Source organism: Rhodococcus sp. NPDC127527, assembly GCF_042672245.1.
GTDB lineage: Bacteria > Actinomycetota > Actinomycetes > Mycobacteriales > Mycobacteriaceae > Rhodococcus_G.
The window spans coordinates 255300-272618 of sequence record NZ_JBHXVP010000004.1 but is presented as its reverse complement, the minus strand read 5'-3'; the positions used below and the strand labels follow the sequence as shown (position 1 = coordinate 272618).

14 protein-coding genes are annotated in these 17319 nt (G+C 69.4%); 9 read left to right on the top strand and 5 right to left on the bottom strand.

Annotated elements, in window-relative coordinates; genetic code table 11:
• The first annotated feature begins 118 nt into the window (after window positions 1–118).
• From urtA to atzF, 8 genes are all read left to right on the top strand, one after another.
• Window positions 119–1378, top strand: coding sequence for an urea ABC transporter substrate-binding protein (urtA, locus tag ACFVH2_RS09905; protein WP_378421982.1), 1260 nt, complete (start codon window positions 119–121; stop codon window positions 1376–1378).
• Between the two features lie 64 nt (window positions 1379–1442).
• Window positions 1443–2327, top strand: coding sequence for an urea ABC transporter permease subunit UrtB (gene urtB, locus ACFVH2_RS09900; protein WP_378421980.1), 885 nt, complete (start codon window positions 1443–1445; stop codon window positions 2325–2327).
• A complete protein-coding gene (gene urtC / locus ACFVH2_RS09895; protein WP_378421979.1) occupies window positions 2324–3436 on the top strand; it encodes an urea ABC transporter permease subunit UrtC in 1113 nt (370 codons plus the stop codon). The genes urtB and urtC overlap by 4 nt, the downstream gene beginning before the upstream one ends.
• Window positions 3433–4257: an urea ABC transporter ATP-binding protein UrtD gene (gene urtD / locus ACFVH2_RS09890; protein WP_378421977.1), complete on the top strand. Its 825-nt coding sequence runs from the start codon at window positions 3433–3435 to the stop codon at window positions 4255–4257. Before urtC ends, urtD begins: the two co-directional genes overlap by 4 nt.
• Complete coding sequence (gene urtE, locus ACFVH2_RS09885) at window positions 4241–4933, top strand: urea ABC transporter ATP-binding subunit UrtE (protein WP_378421975.1); 693 nt, start codon at window positions 4241–4243, stop codon at window positions 4931–4933. The genes urtD and urtE overlap by 17 nt, the downstream gene beginning before the upstream one ends.
• On the top strand, window positions 4933–5661 hold the full coding sequence (locus ACFVH2_RS09880; protein WP_378421974.1) for a GntR family transcriptional regulator: 729 nt from the start codon (window positions 4933–4935) through the stop codon (window positions 5659–5661). Before urtE ends, ACFVH2_RS09880 begins: the two co-directional genes overlap by 1 nt.
• A gap of 48 nt (window positions 5662–5709) precedes the next feature.
• A complete protein-coding gene (uca, locus tag ACFVH2_RS09875) occupies window positions 5710–9324 on the top strand; it encodes an urea carboxylase (RefSeq protein ID WP_378421973.1) in 3615 nt (1204 codons plus the stop codon).
• Window positions 9324–11048 (top strand): allophanate hydrolase, encoded by a 1725-nt coding sequence (gene atzF / locus ACFVH2_RS09870; protein WP_378421972.1) that lies wholly within the window; start codon window positions 9324–9326, stop codon window positions 11046–11048. The genes uca and atzF overlap by 1 nt, the downstream gene beginning before the upstream one ends.
• Before the next feature lie 6 nt (window positions 11049–11054).
• Here atzF and ACFVH2_RS09865 read toward each other — a convergent pair whose 3' ends face one another.
• A complete protein-coding gene (locus ACFVH2_RS09865; protein ID WP_378421971.1) occupies window positions 11055–11453 on the bottom strand; it encodes a winged helix-turn-helix transcriptional regulator in 399 nt (132 codons plus the stop codon).
• Window positions 11454–11579: 126 nt separating this feature from the next.
• On the opposite strand from ACFVH2_RS09865, the gene ACFVH2_RS09860 reads away from it, so the two are divergent.
• On the top strand, window positions 11580–12434 hold the full coding sequence (locus ACFVH2_RS09860) for an SDR family oxidoreductase (protein WP_378421970.1): 855 nt from the start codon (window positions 11580–11582) through the stop codon (window positions 12432–12434).
• 88 nt (window positions 12435–12522) lie between these two features.
• Here the strand turns inward: ACFVH2_RS09860 and ACFVH2_RS09855 are convergent, their stop codons facing one another.
• The 4 genes from ACFVH2_RS09855 to ramB form a co-directional block, all read right to left on the bottom strand.
• A complete protein-coding gene (locus ACFVH2_RS09855; RefSeq protein ID WP_378421968.1) occupies window positions 12523–14130 on the bottom strand; it encodes an MFS transporter in 1608 nt (535 codons plus the stop codon).
• A gap of 165 nt (window positions 14131–14295) precedes the next feature.
• The gene (locus ACFVH2_RS09850) at window positions 14296–14835 is read right to left on the bottom strand and encodes a carboxymuconolactone decarboxylase family protein (protein WP_378421967.1); all 540 of its coding nucleotides are present in this window, start codon (window positions 14833–14835) and stop codon (window positions 14296–14298) included.
• The gene (locus ACFVH2_RS09845; protein WP_378421965.1) at window positions 14832–15701 is read right to left on the bottom strand and encodes an SDR family NAD(P)-dependent oxidoreductase; all 870 of its coding nucleotides are present in this window, start codon (window positions 15699–15701) and stop codon (window positions 14832–14834) included. The genes ACFVH2_RS09850 and ACFVH2_RS09845 overlap by 4 nt, the downstream gene beginning before the upstream one ends.
• A gap of 101 nt (window positions 15702–15802) precedes the next feature.
• Complete coding sequence (gene ramB / locus ACFVH2_RS09840) at window positions 15803–17215, bottom strand: acetate metabolism transcriptional regulator RamB (protein ID WP_378421964.1); 1413 nt, start codon at window positions 17213–17215, stop codon at window positions 15803–15805.
• Between the last annotated feature and the right edge of the window lie 104 nt (window positions 17216–17319).

Below are 17319 nucleotides of genomic sequence, written 5' to 3'. Positions count from 1 at the left end.
GGCGCAACAACAGCCGAATACTGTCTGCCCCTATCGAATACCGCGCTGTATACGCGGTTCGGATACAGGGCGTCCCAGAACTGTCACCTCGCACGTTCATCGACGGAAAGGCTCATACATGCGTACGTTCTCGAAGCGCACCCTCGCCGCACCCGCAGCCCTCGCCGCGCTCGGACTGGTGCTGACCGGTTGCGGCAGCAAGGCCTCCGACACCGCCGCCGAGGGTGGGTCGGCCGCCTCGTGTGTGGACACCTCCGGGTCGACCGTCAAGGTGGGTTCGCTCAACTCGCTCTCGGGCACCATGGCGATCAGCGAGGTCACCGTCCGCGACTCGATCGCGCTGGCGGTCCAGGAGATCAACAACTCCGGGGGCGTGCTCGGCAAGCAGATCCAGGTGGTCGGTGAGGACGGGGCATCCGAGCCGACGGTCTTCGCGGAGAAGGCCGAGAAGCTGATCAGCAGCGACTGTGTCGCAGCGGTTTTCGGCGGCTGGACCTCGTCCAGTCGCAAGGCGATGCTGCCGGTGTTCGAGGACCGGAACTCGCTGCTCTACTACCCGGTGCAGTACGAGGGACTCGAGGACTCGAAGAACATCTTCTACACCGGCGCGACCACCAATCAGCAGATCATCCCGGCGCTGGACTACCTGAAGGAGAAGGGCGTCAAGTCCCTGTACCTGGTGGGCAGCGACTACGTCTTCCCGCAGACCGCGAACCGAATCATCAAGGCCTACGCGGCGGCCAACGGCATCGAGATCAAGGGCGAGGACTACACCCCGCTCGGTTCGACCGACTTCTCGACGATCGTCAACAAGGTACGTGCCGCCGACGCCGACGCGGTGTTCAACACCCTCAACGGCGACTCCAACGTCGCCTTCTTCCGTGAGTACAAGAACGTGGGCCTGACTCCCCAGGCGATGCCGGTGGTGTCGGTGTCCATCGCGGAGGAGGAGGTCGGCGGCATCGGCCCCCAGAACGTCGAGGGTCAGTTGACGGCGTGGAACTACTACCAGACGGTCGACTCGCCGGAGAACAAGAAGTTCGTCGAGGCGTACAAGGCGAAATACGGACAGGACAAGCCCACCTCGGATCCGATGGAAGCCGCGTACACCTCGGTCTACCTGTGGAAGAACACCGTGGAGAAGGCGAAGTCATTCGCGACCGCGGACATTCAGGACAACGCCGACGGGGTCAGCTTCGACGCGCCCGAGGGCACCGTCACCATCGACGGATCCAACCACCACATCACCAAGACCGCGCGCATCGGAGAGATCCGCGCCGACGGCCTGATCTACACGATCTGGGACTCGGGCCAGCCGATCAAGCCCGACCCGTACCTGACCTCGTACCCGTGGGCCGCGGGCATGGGCAAGCAGTAGCCATCCGGATCCTCCGCCGGTCACCTGCGGCGGAGCCGACAAGTAGAGAGGTTGGGCATCTTCGATGGATGTCGTGATCGGACAACTGTTCACCGGGCTGAGCATCGGCTCGATCCTGTTGCTCGCGGCGCTCGGACTGTCGCTGACGTTCGGACAGATGGGCGTGATCAACATGGCCCACGGCGAGTTCATCATGGCCGGCTCGTACACCGCCTACGTTGTGCAGCAGGTGGTTTCGAGTGCCTCGGGCTCGCTCTTCCTGTCCCTGCTGGTCGGCTTCGTCGTGGGCGGAGCGATGGGCGCCGCACTCGAGGTGCTGCTCGTCTCCCGCATGTACCACCGACCGCTGGACACACTGCTGGTGACCTTCGGGGTCGGGCTGATCCTGCAGCAACTCGCCCGGGACGTCTTCGGTGCGCCCGCGGTGAACGTCGTCGCGCCGGACTGGCTCTCGGGAGGCGTCGACATACTGGGCGCGGTCGTGCCCAGGACTCGCATCTTCATCCTGGTGCTGGCGATCGTGGCCGTGGTCGCACTGTCACTGGCGCTGACCCGCACCTCGACGGGCAGACGAATCCGGGCGGTGGTGCAGAACCGGAGCCTCGCCGAGACCAGCGGAATATCCTCTCGCAGAACCGATGTCACCACCTTCTTCATCGGCGCCGGGCTGGCCGGGGTGGCGGGTGTCGCGCTCACGCTGATCGGATCCACCAGCCCGACGATCGGGCAGAGCTATCTGATCGACGCCTTCCTGGTCGTGGTCGTCGGTGGGCTCGGCCAGATGAAGGGCGCGGTGATCGCCGCGTTCGCGCTCGGCATCCTCAATTCGTTCGTCGAGTACTCGACCACCGCCTCGATCGCGAAGGTGATCGTCTTCGTGGTGATCGTGGTCTTCCTGCAGGTGCGACCCCAGGGCCTGTTCGCTGTCAAGACGAGGAGTCTGGCATGAACCTCCTGACCGGTTCCCGAACCAGGGTGTGGGGCGGCTTCGCGCTCGCGGCGCTGGTCCTGTTCGCCCTGGCCCCGGCGCTGCTCAGCGACTTCCGGCTGAACCTGCTCGCCAAGTTCCTCTGCTTCGCGCTCGTCGCCGTCGGCATCGGGTTGGCCTGGGGGCGTGGCGGAATGCTCACCCTCGGGCAGGGCGTGTTCTTCGGAATCGGTGCCTACGCGATGGCGATGCACCTGAAGGTCGCCGACGCCGAGCTCAAGGGCCAGGCAGTGCCGGACTTCATGGCGATCGCCGGCAAGACCGAACTGCCCGGGTACTGGCAGCCGTTCGCCTCGCCGTACGTGGCGATCGCGACGGTGCTGCTGCTGCCCGCCGCCGTCGCCTTCCTGCTGGGACTGGGGGTGTTCAAGCGGCGCGTCAAGGGCGCCTACTTCGCGATCCTCTCCCAGGCATTGGCCGCCGCCTTCGCGATTCTCCTGATCGGGCAGCAGTCGATGGGAGGAAGCAACGGGCTCAACCGGTTCCGCACCTTCTTCGGGTTCAATCTGAACGATCCGGCGAACAAGCGGATGCTGTTCTTCCTCGCCGCGGGCGCGCTGCTCGCCGCCGTCGCGCTGATCCGGCAGCTGATGTACAGCCGTTACGGTGAACTCCTGGTGGCGGTGCGCGACCAGGAGGAGCGGGTCCGGTTCCTCGGCTACGACCCGGCGAACATCAAGCTCGTCGCGTACGTCGTCGCGGCCTTCCTGGCCGGCATCGCTGGTGCGCTGTTCGTTCCGATCGTCGGCATCATCTCGCCTGCCGACATCGGCATCGTGCCGTCCATCGCGTTCCTGATCGGTGTCGCGATCGGCGGCCGGGCCACCCTGCTCGGACCGGTGCTCGGTGCCATCGGTGTCGCCTGGGCGCAGTCCGCGTTCTCCGAGAACTGGCCGTCCGGCTGGATCTACGCACAGGGCCTGATGTTCGTCGTCGTGGTCGGCTTCTTCCCGGCCGGCGTGGCCGGGCTGATCGCGCTGCTGCGCACTCGGAGCCGAGTCCGAAAGGTGTCCGATCCCGCGCAGGTCGACGCGGCGGCGGCCCTCGAACCAGTGAAGGTGCCGTCATGAGCAACACGGTCAAGGCCCCGGTGCGGGGTGGGAACGCCGGAATGTCGAGTGAGTACCTCGAGATCCGCGACCTGCGGGTGACGTTCGACGGGTTCCCCGCCGTGGACGGCGTCGACCTCACCCTGATGCAGGGCGACCTCCGCTTCCTGATCGGCCCCAACGGTGCCGGCAAGACCACGCTGGTCGACGCGATCACCGGACTGGTCCCCGCCACCGGGTCCGCCACCAAGTCGGGCATCGAACTGATCGGCAGGAAGGTCCACCACATCGCCCGGCTCGGTATCGGGCGGACGTTCCAGACCGCCAGCGTGTTCGAGGAGCTGAGCGTCCTGCAGAATCTCGACATCGCCGCGGGCGCGCGGCGGTCCGCGCTGAGCCTGCTGCGTCGTCGCAAAGGGGTGCTGCCCCAGATCGAGGAGGCGCTCGAGACCACCGGGCTGGCGGGACTACGGGACGCGCCCGCGGGGATCCTCGCGCACGGCCAGAAGCAGTGGCTCGAGATCGGGATGCTGCTGGTGCAGAACTGCTCGGTGCTCCTGCTCGACGAGCCCGTCGCCGGGATGAGCCTCGAGGAGCGCGAGGAGACGGGAAACCTACTGCGGCGCATCGGCGGTGAACGGACCGTGGTCGTTGTGGAGCACGACATGGACTTCATGCGCGCCTTCGCAACCTCGGTGACCGTGCTGGCCGCCGGGAAGGTGCTCGCCGAGGGCACCGTGGCGCAGGTCCAGGCGGACCCGAAGGTGCAGGCGGTCTACCTCGGCGCCCCCGCGACTGCGAACCACCACGACACGGAGGCCGATCATGCTCGAGCTCATTGACATCCGCGCCGGCTACGGGCGCACCGAGGTGGTCCACGGTGTCTCTCTCGCCGTTCCGGACAGCGGTGTCGCCGCGGTGATGGGGCACAACGGTGCCGGGAAGACGACCCTCTTGCGGGCCGCCGTCGGACTGATCAAGGTGAACTCCGGCCGGATCCTGTTGGGCGGCGAGGACGTGACGGGTCTGCGGCCCAGTGCCAGAGTGGCGCGCGGGCTCGCCTACGTCCCGCAGGGCCAGCAGTCGTTCGGACAACTGACCACCGCGGAGAACCTGCAGGTGGTTGCGGACGGCCGCAAACGGGGCAAGGCACTCGTCGCGGAGGCTCTCGACCTGTTCCCGGCGCTGACCGCCCTGCTGGACCGTCGAGCGGGACTGCTCTCGGGTGGGCAGCGCCAACAGCTGGCGATCGCCCGCGCGCTGATCACCGAGCCCAAGATCCTCATCCTCGACGAGCCGACCGAGGGAATTCAGCCGAACGTCGTCGCCGAGATCGAGCGCACCGTCATGGAACTGACCGACCGCGGCGACCTCGGCGTGTTGTTGGTCGAACAGCACATCGGCTTCGCCCTGCAGTCGGCCCAGCACTACAGCGTGCTGGCCTCGGGACACGTGACCTCCACCGGTACCGGGGGAGCTGACTCGACCGCGGCCGTCCGCGCTGCGATGGCGATCTGATGACCGGCCATCAGCGCTACGGCCGCGGCAGGTCGGACGCCGACACGGGCGGCTCGCTGCGCGAGCGGGTGTACCGATCGCTGCGTGCAGACCTGATGAGCGGGCGTCTCGCCCCGTCCGAGCGGCTCGGGGAGGAACGCCTGGCGGAGTTGTACGGCGTCTCGCGGACCCCGGTGCGCGAGGCGCTGGCCAGGCTGCAGTCCGACGGGCTCGTCGAACGCGACGAGCACGGGCTGTTCCCGTACCGGCCGCGGCTCGACGAACTCGGCGACCTGTACGAGCTGCGGATCATGCTCGAGCTGGGTGGGATCCGCCGGATCCTGGACGGTGGCGCGGGTCGCCACGATGCCGACGTCCTCGGCCCCGAACTCGACTCCTGGTACGCGCTGCGCAAGGTCGCGCCCGAACCGGACGCCGGCTTCGTGGTGCTGGACGAGCGATTCCACACCACCCTGCTCGCGTCCTCGGGCAACCCGGCGTTGGCCGACGCGCTCGGGGGCGTCAACGCGAAGGTCCGCCCGGTGCGAATGTTCGACTACCTGACCGCGGACCGGATGAGCGCCACGATCGACGAGCACATCTCGGTCGCCGAACTGATCCTCGACGGGCACCTGCAGCGGGCCCACGACGCACTGCTCGGACACATCGACGAGTCCCGGGTGGTGGTCCTCGGTCGTGCACAACAGGCCCTGTCCCTGGCCCGGATGGCCAACGCCGTGCGCAACTGACCGCCCGAACACAGTCCGACATCTCTCTTGTCCCAGAAGGGCACTGACATGATCGACTCTTCATTCGACACCCTGCTCGTCGCGAACCGCGGCGAAATCGCCTGCCGCATCATGCGGACGGCGCACCTGCTCGGGCTCAAGACGGTGGCCGTGTACTCGGACGCCGACGCTGCGGCCGCACACGTCGAGATGGCTGACGTCGCCGTGCGACTCGGGCCCGCGCCGGCCAAGGAGTCCTACCTGCGGGCGGACGCGGTCGTCGCCGCGGCGCTCGCCACTGGCGCGGGTGCCATACATCCGGGATACGGATTCCTCTCGGAGAACGACGAATTCGCGACGACAGTGGAGTCGGCGGGCATCGCGTTCGTGGGGCCGACCCCGCAGCAGCTGCGGGTGTTCGGCAACAAGCACACCGCACGGGAGGCGGCCAGGGCGGTCGGGGTGCCGCTGGTTCCGGGCAGCGGGCTGCTCGACAGCCTCGAGTCCGCCCTCGCGGCGGCCGCCGAGATCGGCTACCCGGTCATGCTCAAGGCGGTCGGGGGTGGCGGCGGCATCGGCATGCAGGCCTGCTTCGATGCTGTCGCCCTGCGCGGGGCGTACGACCGTGTGCAGCGCCTCGCCCGGGCCAACTTCGCCTCGTCTGGGGTGTTCCTCGAGCGATTCGTCGCGCGTGCCCGGCATGTCGAGGTCCAGGTCTTCGGCGACGGTGCCGGTCGCACCCTGAGCCTGGGCACCCGGGACTGCTCGTTGCAGCGACGCAACCAGAAGGTGGTCGAGGAGGCGCCGGCGCCGGGACTGACCGACGAACTGGTCGAACGCCTGCTGAGTTCCTCACGCGCGCTGGCATCCTCGGTCCACTATCGCAGCGCGGGCACCGTCGAGTTCGTCTACGACGTCGACCGCGGGGAGGCGTCGTTCCTGGAGATGAACACCCGCCTGCAGGTGGAGCACCCGGTCACCGAGGAGGTGACCGGCGTCGACCTCGTCGGCTGGATGCTGCGCCTCGCGCGGGGTGATTCGTCGATGCTCGACGGGCTGCCGGACTCGGGACCGCCGATCGCCGGCCACGCCGTGGAGGCGCGGATCTACGCGGAGGATCCCGCACGCGACTACCGGCCGGGCGCGGGACTGCTCACCAGCGTCGAGTTCCCGGCCCACACCAGGGTCGAGACCTGGGTGGACATCGGTACCGAGGTCAGTGCCCACTACGACCCGATGCTCGCCAAGGTGATCACCGCGTCGACGACCAGGTCGGGTGCCTTCGCCACGCTCGGCGCCGCGCTCGACGAGACCCGGCTGTACGGCATTCCGACGAATCTGACTCAGCTGCGCCACATCTGCGCGATGCCGGAGGTGCTCGCGGCCGACCACACCACGGCCTCGCTCGCCGACCTGCGCGGGGCGGGGGTGCGGATGGACGTCGTGCGGGCCGGCACGATGACCACCGTGCAGGACCATCCCGGCAGGCTCGGCCACTGGGAGGTGGGGATCCCGCCCTCGGGCCCGATGGACGACCTGTCGTTCACCCTCGTCAACGCCGCGGTCGGGAACCCGGCGGCCGCGGCCGGACTCGAGTGCACGTTGCAGGGGCCGCGACTGGAGTTCTCGGCGACGACCGTCGTGTGCGTCGGCGGGGCGCCGGTCGAGGTCACGGTGAACGGGGCGCCCGCGCCGATGTGGGAGCCGGTGACCGTGCCCGCCGGGGGAGTTCTCGACATCGGCACGCCTGCGGGTGACGGACTGCGCAGCTACCTGGCGATCCGCGGCGGTGTCGACGCCCCGCAGTACCTCGGCAGTGCCGCGACGTTCACGCTCGGCGGATTCGGCGGAGTGACCGGCAAAGCCGTGGCCACCGGTGACGTCCTGACCCTGCTCGACGACGAGGAGGGTCTCGGCGTTCCCGCAATCGTCCCGGTCGCCGATCGTCCTGTACTCGAACGCATCTGGCATCTGGCCGTCACAGAGGGCCCGCAGCCGGCTCCGACCTACTTCACGGCCGAGGACATGGCCCAATTCTACGACACCACCTGGAAGGTTCAGGCGCACGCGAATCGGACCGGGATCCGGCTCGACGGGCCGAAACCCACGTGGTCGCGCACCGACGGTGGCGAGGCCGGGTTGCACCCGTCGAACCTGCACGACAACCCCTACAGCGTCGGTGCACTCAACGTCTCCGGCGACACCCCGATTCTGTTGGGGCCCGACGGGCCGAGCCTCGGCGGTTTCGCCTGCCCGTTGACCGTCGTCCGCGCGCACCGCTGGAAGTTCGGTCAGATCCGTCCCGGCGACGAGATCCGGTTCGTGCCGGTCACCGACGCCGGTGCGGACGAGTTGCGCGCCTCGAACGCGGTCCGGGCGGCGATGCTGCCGCCGTCGGCTGCGCACGCGACCGCCTCGGACGGGGGAGTGCTGGGCCGCGTCGCTGCTGCCGTCGATCGACCCGAGGTGACCTACCTGCGTGGCGGCGACGACAACATCCTCGTCGAGTACGGCGCGATGGAACTGGACCTCGGACTGCGCATGCGAGTGCACGCGCTGTCGGAGGCGTTGGCGCAGTGCGCGCCTCGGGGACTGATCGACGTGACGCCCGGCGTTCGTTCGCTCCACCTGCACTTCGACCCCGACGTGCTCCCGTCGCCCACCCTGCTCGGCCTGCTCGCGGAGCTCGAGGAGCAGTTGCCGGCCACCGGTGACCTGGTGGTGCCCAGTCGCACGGTGCGACTGCCGCTCTCGTTCGACGACCCGTCCATTGCCGAGGCGATCGACCGGTACCGCAGCGGAGTCCGCGATCGGGCGCCGTGGCTGCCGTCCAACACCGAGTTCATCCGGCGCATCAACGGCCTCGACAGCGTGGACGACGTGCGCGACGCCGTCTTCGACGCGGAGTATCTGGTCCTCGGGCTGGGAGACGTGTATCTCGGCGCCCCGCTGGCGGTTCCGCTCGATCCGCGGCACCGACTGGTGACCACCAAGTACAACCCCGCCCGTACGTGGACGCCGTCGGACGCCGTGGGCATCGGCGGCAAGTACCTGTGCGTGTACGGGATGGAGTCGCCGGGCGGCTACCAGCTGATCGGCCGCACGGTGCCGATCTGGTCGGGCTACCGGCAGCAGGGGCCGTTCGCGGAGGGCAAGCCCTGGCTGTTCCGGTTCTTCGATCGCATCGTGTGGGAGCCGGTGAGTGCCGAGCAGCTCACCGAGTACCGCGCGCAGGCCAGGGCGGGGCGGTTCAACGCCGAGATATCGGACGGCACGTTCGCGCTCGCCGACCATCTCGCGTTCCTCGACCGGCACGCCGACTCGATCGCCGAGTTCGACGCCCGCCAGGCGGAAGCATTCGAGGCGGAGAAGGCCGCATGGCGGGCCGCGGGCGAGTTCGACCGCATCGAGGTGCCGGACCTGCCCGCACCGGTCGCCGCGGCGGTGGAGCTGCCGCCCGGCGCGGTGGTCGTGGAGGCGCCCATGGTGGGCACCGTGTGGCGGGTCGAGGTCGAACCGGGCGCAACCGTCGAGTCGGGACAGTCCGCTGTCGTGCTCGAGGCGATGAAGCTGGAGATGCCGGTTGCCGTCACCACCTCGGGAACGGTGCTCGAGGTGCTCGTCGAACCCGGGGCGAAAGTCGAACCGGGCACACCGTTGATCGTGATTGGAGCAGTGCAGTGATGAGTGTTCTCGGCGATACGGTGGTCGAACCGACGGCGACCCCCATCGAGCGGGTCGTGCGCGCGTACCGCAGGATCGCGGAGGTCGATCGCCCCGAGGTGTGGATCACGCTGCGCGAGGAGGCGGACGTGCTCGCCGACGCGGCGGCGGTCGAGGCCCGGCTCGGCGCGGGGGAGGATCTGACCCTGGCGGGTCTGCTGGTCGCGGTGAAGGACAACATCGACGTGGCGGGCCTGCCCACCACGGCAGCCTGTCCGGAATTCTCTTACCTGCCTACGGAATCCGCCAGTGCGGTGAGCCGGCTGGTCGCGCAGGGCGCGGTGGTCCTCGGCAAGACGAACCTGGACCAGTTCGCCACGGGGCTGGTCGGGACCCGGAGCCCGTACGGCGCCGTGCGCAGCGCCTGGGACTGCGAACGGGTCTCCGGTGGGTCCAGTTCCGGATCGGCGGTGGCGGTGGCGCTCGGTGTCGCGGACATCGGTGTGGGCACGGACACGGCGGGCTCCGGCCGGGTGCCCGCCGCCCTGAACGGAATCGTCGGGCTCAAGCTCTCGCTCGGCATCGTCCCGGCGCCCGGGGTGGTCCCGGCCTGCGTCGACTACGACTGCGTGACCGTGTTCGCCGCCGATCTCGACGGCGCCGCGGCGGCCGCCCGGGTGATGGCGGGACCCGAGCCACGCGATCCCCGTAGCCGCACGTGGCCGTCGGACGTGCGTCTGGCGGCGCCGGCGGCGCCGCGAATCGCGGTGCCGCGCATAGAGGATCTGGCCGAGCTGTGCCCGGAGTACCTCGCCGCGTTCGGTGAGACCGTGGCCGCGCTGGAGGCGGACGGCGTGGTGACGCAGAGCGTCGACATCTCGGGTCTGCTGGCCGCGGCTCGTCTGCTCTACGACGGAGCCGTGGTCGCCGAGCGGTACGCGGCGGTCGGGCGGTTCCTCGACACCCGCCCGGCGGGCGCGGATCCGACCGTGGCCGCCATCGTGGCCGGTGCCCGCACGCCCCTCGCGCACGAACTGGTCGCGGACCTGGATGCGTTGCTACGTGCGAAGTCCGCTGCCGCGGAGGTTCTCGCCGACTGCGACGCGCTGTTGCTGCCGACCACCACCGAGCACCCCACCGTCGCCGCGGTGCAGGCGGACCCGATCGCGGTGAACCGGCGCATGGGGACCTTCACGAACTTCTGCAACCTGCTCGACATGGCGGCCGTCGCGGTGCCGGGGTCGCCGACCGCGCTCGGACACCCGTTCGGGGTGATGTTCGTGGTGCCGGCGTTCGGCGACCAGGTGGCGATCGACCTGGCGGCGCGACTGTCCGGGGTGTCGGCACCGACACTCGTGGACACCGGTGTCGACCTCGCGGTGTTCGGGGCGCACCTGCGCGGGCAGGCGTTGCACTTCCAGCTCGAGCAGCTCGGCGCCCGGTTCGTCGAGACCGTCAGCACGACCGACGCGTATCGCCTGTACGCGCTCGACACGGTGCCGCCCAAGCCGGGGCTGGTGCGGCGCGGACCGGGTGCGGGTGCGCCGGTGGTCGGTGAGGTCTTCCGGATCTCGGTCGCGGGACTCGGCGGGTTCCTCGCCGCACTGCCCGCGCCGATGGCGTTGACCAGCGTCGAACTGTCCAACGGCAGAAGCGTTGTCGGCTTCGGCTGCACTCACGACGCGATCGACGGCGCCACCGACATCACCGAGTTCGGCGGTTGGGTGGCGTACCTGAACTCGTAGGCCGCGTCAGCGGCTGTCGTACCTGTCCTGGTCGGCGAGGATGTCGGGCATCTGTGACTCGACGAAATCGATCAGTCCGAGCAGTCGCTCGGCGACCTGTTCACCGCGTGGGGTGAGGCTGTACTCGACCTTGGGCGGGATCGTCTCCTGGACCTCGCGATGCACGAAGCCGTCCCGTTCGAGCTGCTGAAGGGTCTGCGAGAGCATCCGTTCGCTGACGCCGTCGACGCGTCGGCGCAGGGCGCTGAACCGGTACGGCGACTCGCCGAGCGCGGCGAGGACGAGGCCGCCCCAGCGCCCTGTGATGGTCTGCAGCACCGGGCGGGACAGGCACGCCCGCGCGAAGACGTCGGCCTCGAGGGTGGCGTCGTCGTCGACGGATCGGTCCAGGTCAGCGGCGCTCATGGGCTCCAGATTACTACCGGCTCCACAGTTAGAGCTTACTGTTGTGGTTGCACTTACGAAAAATAAGTGCATGATGGACGGGGTAACCGCATTGAAGCGTCAACCTGCCTGCTGAGGAGATTTGCCATGACCATCGCCGTCACCGGGGCCACCGGACACCTGGGTCGTCTGGCCGTCGACGCCCTGATCGCCCGCGGCGCGAACCCGGCCGATCTGGTGGCGATCGTCCGCGACCCGGCCAAGGCCGCCGACCTCGCCGCCAAGGGCGTCCAGGTCCGCGTCGCCGACTACGCCGACCCCACCGCGCTCGAGGCCGCGCTCGTCGGTGTCGACAAGCTGCTGCTGATCTCCGGCAGTGAGATCGGTCGGCGAATTGTCCAGCACACCAACATCATCGACGCAGCAAGGGCCGCCGGTGTCGGCTTCGTCGCCTACACCTCCGTGCTCGGCGCGGCCGACAGCCCGTTGAGCCTCGCCCCCGAGCACAAGGCGACCGAGGAACTGCTCGCCGCGTCCGGCATCGGCCACGCCCTGCTGCGCAACGGCTGGTACTGGGAGAACTACACCAGCGACCTCGCCGGGACCGCCGCCCGCGGCGTCCTCGCCGGAGCCGCCGGCGACGGGCGCCTCGCCGCGGCCGCGCGCGCCGACTACGCGGAGGCTGCCGCCGTCGTGCTGCTCGCCGACGATCAGGCAGGCGAGGTCTACGAGCTCGGCGGCGACCAGCGACTCACGCTGACCGAGCTCGCCGGTGCCATCGCGGAGGTGATGGGCACGCCCGTCGCCTACCGGGACCTGTCCGAGGACGACTACCGCGGGGCGCTCGAGGCCGCCGGCCTGCCCGCTCAGTTCGCCGCGATGCTCGCCAACTCCGACACCGGCATCGCTGCGGGCGCGCTCGACACCGAGAGCGGCGACCTGCAGGCCCTGATCGGTCGCAACTCCACCCCTGTCGTCGAGGTGCTCCGCGCCGCGCTGTAGTCCCCGGCTGCACCCCGAAAACGGGTGATGGGAACCATCATTCGGTCAGACCGAACAATGGTTCCCATCACCCTCGGGGCGGCGTCAGTCAGTGCATACCGACGGCGCCCTCGGCGGGCAGGTCGCCCTTCTTCGCGCGCACCAACACGATCACCAGCGGGCAGATCACCACGATGAGCGCCGCCGCCCAGGCGAAGGCGTGCGTGTACCCGGAGACCTCCGCGGAGAAGAAGTAGTCCTTCATGGCCGCCACGAACTCCTGCACCGGCGCGGGCAGCATCGCCAACTGCTCCGGCGACGGCGGCACTCCCGCTGCGAGAGCCTCGGCGGGGATGCCCGCCGGCGGGGTCGGGGCGGCATTGGACGAGGTGAAGGCGGTCTTCGCGGACACGTAGATCGTGGTGAACAGGGCGGTGCCGAGCGCGCCGCCGATCTGGATGGTCGCGTTGGCCAGTGCGCTCGCGGCGCCCGCGTCGTGGTCCCGGACGCCGATCAGCGCGAGGTTCTGCATCGGCACCATCAGCAGGCCGAGCCCGAACCCGAAGGTTGCCAGACCGGGGAAGACGTGCGTCCAGTAGGAGGTGTCGACCCCGATCCGGGTGAGCAGCAGCAGGCCGAACGCGGCGACCACGGGGCCGACGACCATCAGCGGCTTCGGGCCGATCCGGGTGCTCAGGTTCGCGGACACGCCCGCGGCCATGACGATGAACGCGGCCATCGGCAGCGACCCGACCCCGGCCAGGACGGGGCTGAAACCGAGCACGATCTGCAGGTAGAACGTGAGGTACAGGGTGCCTCCCAGCAGCGCCGACCCGACCAGCATCGACCCGATGAACGCGGTGCCGCGGTCGCGGTGCCACGGCACCGACAGCGGCAGCAGGGGATTCGCGCTGCGCTTCTCGACGAGCACGAACAGGGCCAGTGCCACCAGTCCGGCGCCGATGAAACCGACGGTCTGCGTGGACGCCCAGCCGTGCTTCTCCGCCTGGGTGAACCCGTACACGAGGAAGCCGAGGCCGAGGGCGATGAGCACGGTGCCGGGGATGTCGTAGCTGGTGTCGCCGTGCGCCTTGGTCTCCTTGACGATCGGCAGGGTCACCGCGATCGCAAAGACGGCGACGGGGATGTTCACCAGCAGGCACCAGCGCCAGTCGACGTACTCCGTGAGGAACCCGCCGAGCAGCAGCCCGATCGCGGCGCCGCCGCCGGAGATCGCGCCGAACACCGCGAAGGCCTTGGCGCGTTCCTTCTCGCCGACGAAGGTGGTGGTCAGGATCGCCAGCGCGGCCGGTGCGAGCAGCGCGGCGAACACCCCCTGCAGTGCGCGGGCGGCGAACAGTTCCATGGCGTTCTGCGCCAGGCCGCCGATGGCGGACGCGACCGCGAAGCCGGCCATACCGACCATGAACGAGCGTTTGCGACCCCAGTAGTCGGCGACCCGGCCGCCCAGCAACAGCAGTGCGCCGAACGCGAGTGCGTACGCGGTGACCACCCACTGGCGGTCCGAGTCGCTGATCCCGAGATCGGCCTGGGCCTGCGGCAGGGCGATGGAGACGATGGTGCCGTCCAGCACGACCGTCAGCTGCGCCAGCGCGACGATGCACAGCACCAGCCAGCGGCGGTCGTGATTGGGATTGTCGGATGCGACCGACGCGGCGGTGCCGCGCCCCGCGAGATCCCGAGTGTCTGTGGACAAGGCGATTCCTACTGCTCGGTGGCGCGGACGTCCGTCACGGCCGAATGGCGCGACGCTACCGACGCGCTCCGAGACCGGGCAATTCGTGCGGCCCGTTTCGTTGGGATACTCACACCGGGCGCGTGCAGGCTTGCCACCAGCCGAAAGGTGTGAACAGGTGCCGGGCTACCGGCGGAAGGTGTCGCGGCGGACGCCCAGAGTGGCGATCGAGGTGGCCAGCATGTCGTACTGGCCGACGAGCAGGACGAACTCGACCATGCGGCGCTCGTCGAAGTGCGCCGCCAGCGCCGCCCAGGCCTCGTCACCCAGGTTCTTCGTGGCGATCAGCTCGTCGACCGCGGTCAGCAACGCCCGGTGTCGCTCGCTCCAGCCCGGGGCGGCCGGGCCCGCGAGGACCCGCGCGAGCAGGGCGGCGTCCACGCCGGCGCGCCTGCCGAGCCGGATGTGGTGGTCCATCTCGTAGTCGCAGCCACGCAGGTGCGCGACACGCAGGATCACCAGTTCGGTCTCGTGCCGGGAGATCCGACCGCCGGGCATCAGGCCCGCGCCGAAGTGCAGCCACCCCCGGAACGTGCCCTTGGTGCGACCGAGGGTGCTGAACAGCTGGGCGTCGCGCGTGCCCGATGCGGCCGAGAGTACTTGCCACAGAAGCCAGTTGATCGGCCCGAGCTCACGCAGCCGCCCCGGGGTGATCCGGGCGCTCATCGGAGGCGATCCTCGAGATCCGGCAGGGCAGTGGTGAAACGGGCTCGTTCGGTGCGGGCGATCGCCATCGCCGCGGCCATCCGCGGCTGCGGCCGCAGCTCGACGATCCGCTGCGCGGGCATCCGCAACGCCAGCAGTCCGCCGACCCACCCCGGTGCGTAGATCCGTCTGCGGCGCAACGTGATTCCCCTCTCGATGGCGCTCACCGCAGTCTCGAGCGGTGACACGGCCGTGAACATGCCCGACCATTTGATCTTGTCTGCGGCGGCGCTGTCGAATCCGATGGAGATCATCTCGGTGTCGATCTCGCCCAGGTATCCGACACCGACTCGGGTACCGAGATGCCGCATCTCCACCCGGAGCGTGTTGCCCAACGCCTCGGCGGCGGCCGAGGTCGCACTGTAGGCGCCGAGCAGGGGCAACTGCACGGCGGCCGCGCCGGAGGTGACGATCAACGCGTAGCCGTCGGAGTGCCCGATGTGCTCGCCGGCCGCCCGCAGCGTGTAGTACGTGCCCAGTAGATTCACGTCGACGATCCGGCGCATCACCTCGGGGTCGCCCCCGAGCATCGGCAGCTGCGCGCCGACTCCCGCGTTCGCGACCACGACGTCCAGGCCGCCCAGCTCGGCGACCAGTTCGTTCACCGCCGCGGACACCGCCGTGTGGTCGCGCACGTCGCAGTGCCGCCACGGCGCGTTCCCGCAGGCGGTCGCGGCCTGCTCGAGCAGTTCGGGCTCGAGGCCGAGCAACGCGACCCGGGCCCCGCGGTGGTGCAGGCGCTTGGTCAGCGCCGCTCCGATGCTGCGGGCGGCGCCGGTGACCAGGATGCGGCGTCCGACGAGCCGGTCGTCGCGCCGTGCCGCCATGATGCCCACCGCCTCCCGTGTGTCGGTCTTACCGCTCGGTAGGGAGAAGCTAGCACCGGGTCAGTGGCATCCGGTGCACATTCGATCGCCCGCGAGTGGGCTCAGCGGATCAGATACGGCGAGACCGAGCTGCGGTGCTCGTTGATGTCGAGTTCCTTGCCGAGCGGCGGGAACGCGCGCTGCGGGCAGTTCATCCGCTCGCACACCCGGCACCCGGCACCGATCGGGGTGGCGGCCGCGCTGCTGTCGAGGTTCAGCCCGTCCGCGTACACGGTGCGGTGCGCGTGCCGCAGTTCGCAGCCGAGGCCGATCGCGAAGGTCTTGCCCGGCTGGCCGTACCGGATCGCGCGGCGTTCGACGGTCCGGGCGATCCACAGGTAGCTCCGCCCGTCGGGCATCTGGGCGATCTGCGTCATGATCTTGCCCGGGTAGGCGAACGACTCGTAGACGTTCCACAGCGGGCAGGTGCCGCCGCTGGACGAGAAGTGGAAACCGGTGGCGGACTGGCGTTTCGACATGTTGCCGGCCCGGTCGACGCGGACGAACGAGAACGGCACCCCGCGCAGCTTCGGGCGCTGCAGCGTCGAGAGTCGGTGGCAGATCGTCTCGTAGGACTGCGAGAAGAACGCCGACAGCCGTTCGATGTCGTAGCGGAAGTCCTCCGCGACATCGTGGAACTGCCCGTACGGCAGCACGGTCGCGGCGGCGAAGTAGTTCGCCAGTCCCAGGCGCGCCAGGGAGCGGGATTCGTCCGAGGTGAAGTTGCCCTCGTCGACCAGCTTGTCGATCAGGTCGCCGCACTCGAGGTACGCCAGCTCGGCGGCGAACTTGAAGACCCGCTGCCCGCCCGACAGGTGCGGCGAGATCTCCAGGATCCGGGCGTCCGGGTCGTAGCGGTGCAGCACGCCCTCGCCGAGATCGATGCGCTGGACGATCTGCACGTCGTGCACCAGCTGCAGCCGCTTGGCGATCTCACCCGCCACGTCGCCGCGGTGGAACCGCATCTTGGCGGTGAGGTCCTCGGCCGCGGTGTCGAGCTCGTGCAGGTAGTTCTGCCGCTGGTAGAAGTAGTCGCGCACCTCCTCGTGCGGCATCGTGATGGACCCGCTGCCGCTGCCGTCGCTGTAGCGGTCCTCGGTGGCCGCGGCCAGCTGCGCGGTGGTGTTGCGGTAGCGGCGGTGCATGTTGACCACGGCCTTGGCCAGGCTCGGATGTGAGGAGACCATCTCGGCGAGCTCGTGCGGGTCCGCGTCGATGCCCATCTCCTGATCGAGCGCGACCTCCCGCAGCTCGGCGATCAGCCGGGTGTCGTCCTGCGACGAGAAGAAGGTGGTGTCGACCCCGAACACCTCGGTGATCCGCAGCAGCACCGGCACGGTCAGCGGCCGCACGTCGTGCTCGATCTGGTTGAGGTAGCTCGCCGAGATCTCCAGGGTCTGGGCGAGCGCGGCCTGGCTCATGCCACGTTCGGTGCGTAGCTGCCGCAATCGGGCGCCCACGAAGGTCTTCGCCATTTCACCAGGCTACGAGCGGTAACCAGGGTTTGCAACGTGGTGTTCGCAGGATTAGCGGATCGCTCCGCAGGCTGCGTTCCCGTGCTGTCTGGTCGCTCCGCCGG

What these genes read in the sequence shown, in the direction of transcription:
- urtA (WP_378421982.1), top strand. Translation starts at nt 119, where the DNA reads ATGCGTACGTTCTCGAAGCGCACCCTCGCCGCACCCGCAGCCCTCGCC.
- urtB (WP_378421980.1), top strand. Translation starts at nt 1,443, where the DNA reads ATGGATGTCGTGATCGGACAACTGTTCACCGGGCTGAGCATCGGCTCG.
- urtC (WP_378421979.1), top strand. Translation starts at nt 2,324, where the DNA reads ATGAACCTCCTGACCGGTTCCCGAACCAGGGTGTGGGGCGGCTTCGCG.
- urtD (WP_378421977.1), top strand. Translation starts at nt 3,433, where the DNA reads ATGAGCAACACGGTCAAGGCCCCGGTGCGGGGTGGGAACGCCGGAATG.
- urtE (WP_378421975.1), top strand. Translation starts at nt 4,241, where the DNA reads ATGCTCGAGCTCATTGACATCCGCGCCGGCTACGGGCGCACCGAGGTG.
- ACFVH2_RS09880 (WP_378421974.1), top strand. Translation starts at nt 4,933, where the DNA reads ATGACCGGCCATCAGCGCTACGGCCGCGGCAGGTCGGACGCCGACACG.
- uca (WP_378421973.1), top strand. Translation starts at nt 5,710, where the DNA reads ATGATCGACTCTTCATTCGACACCCTGCTCGTCGCGAACCGCGGCGAA.
- atzF (WP_378421972.1), top strand. Translation starts at nt 9,324, where the DNA reads ATGAGTGTTCTCGGCGATACGGTGGTCGAACCGACGGCGACCCCCATC.
- ACFVH2_RS09865 (WP_378421971.1), bottom strand. Translation starts at nt 11,453, where the DNA reads ATGAGCGCCGCTGACCTGGACCGATCCGTCGACGACGACGCCACCCTC.
- ACFVH2_RS09860 (WP_378421970.1), top strand. Translation starts at nt 11,580, where the DNA reads ATGACCATCGCCGTCACCGGGGCCACCGGACACCTGGGTCGTCTGGCC.
- ACFVH2_RS09850 (WP_378421967.1), bottom strand. Translation starts at nt 14,835, where the DNA reads ATGAGCGCCCGGATCACCCCGGGGCGGCTGCGTGAGCTCGGGCCGATC.
- ACFVH2_RS09845 (WP_378421965.1), bottom strand. Translation starts at nt 15,701, where the DNA reads ATGGCGGCACGGCGCGACGACCGGCTCGTCGGACGCCGCATCCTGGTC.
- ramB (WP_378421964.1), bottom strand. Translation starts at nt 17,215, where the DNA reads ATGGCGAAGACCTTCGTGGGCGCCCGATTGCGGCAGCTACGCACCGAA.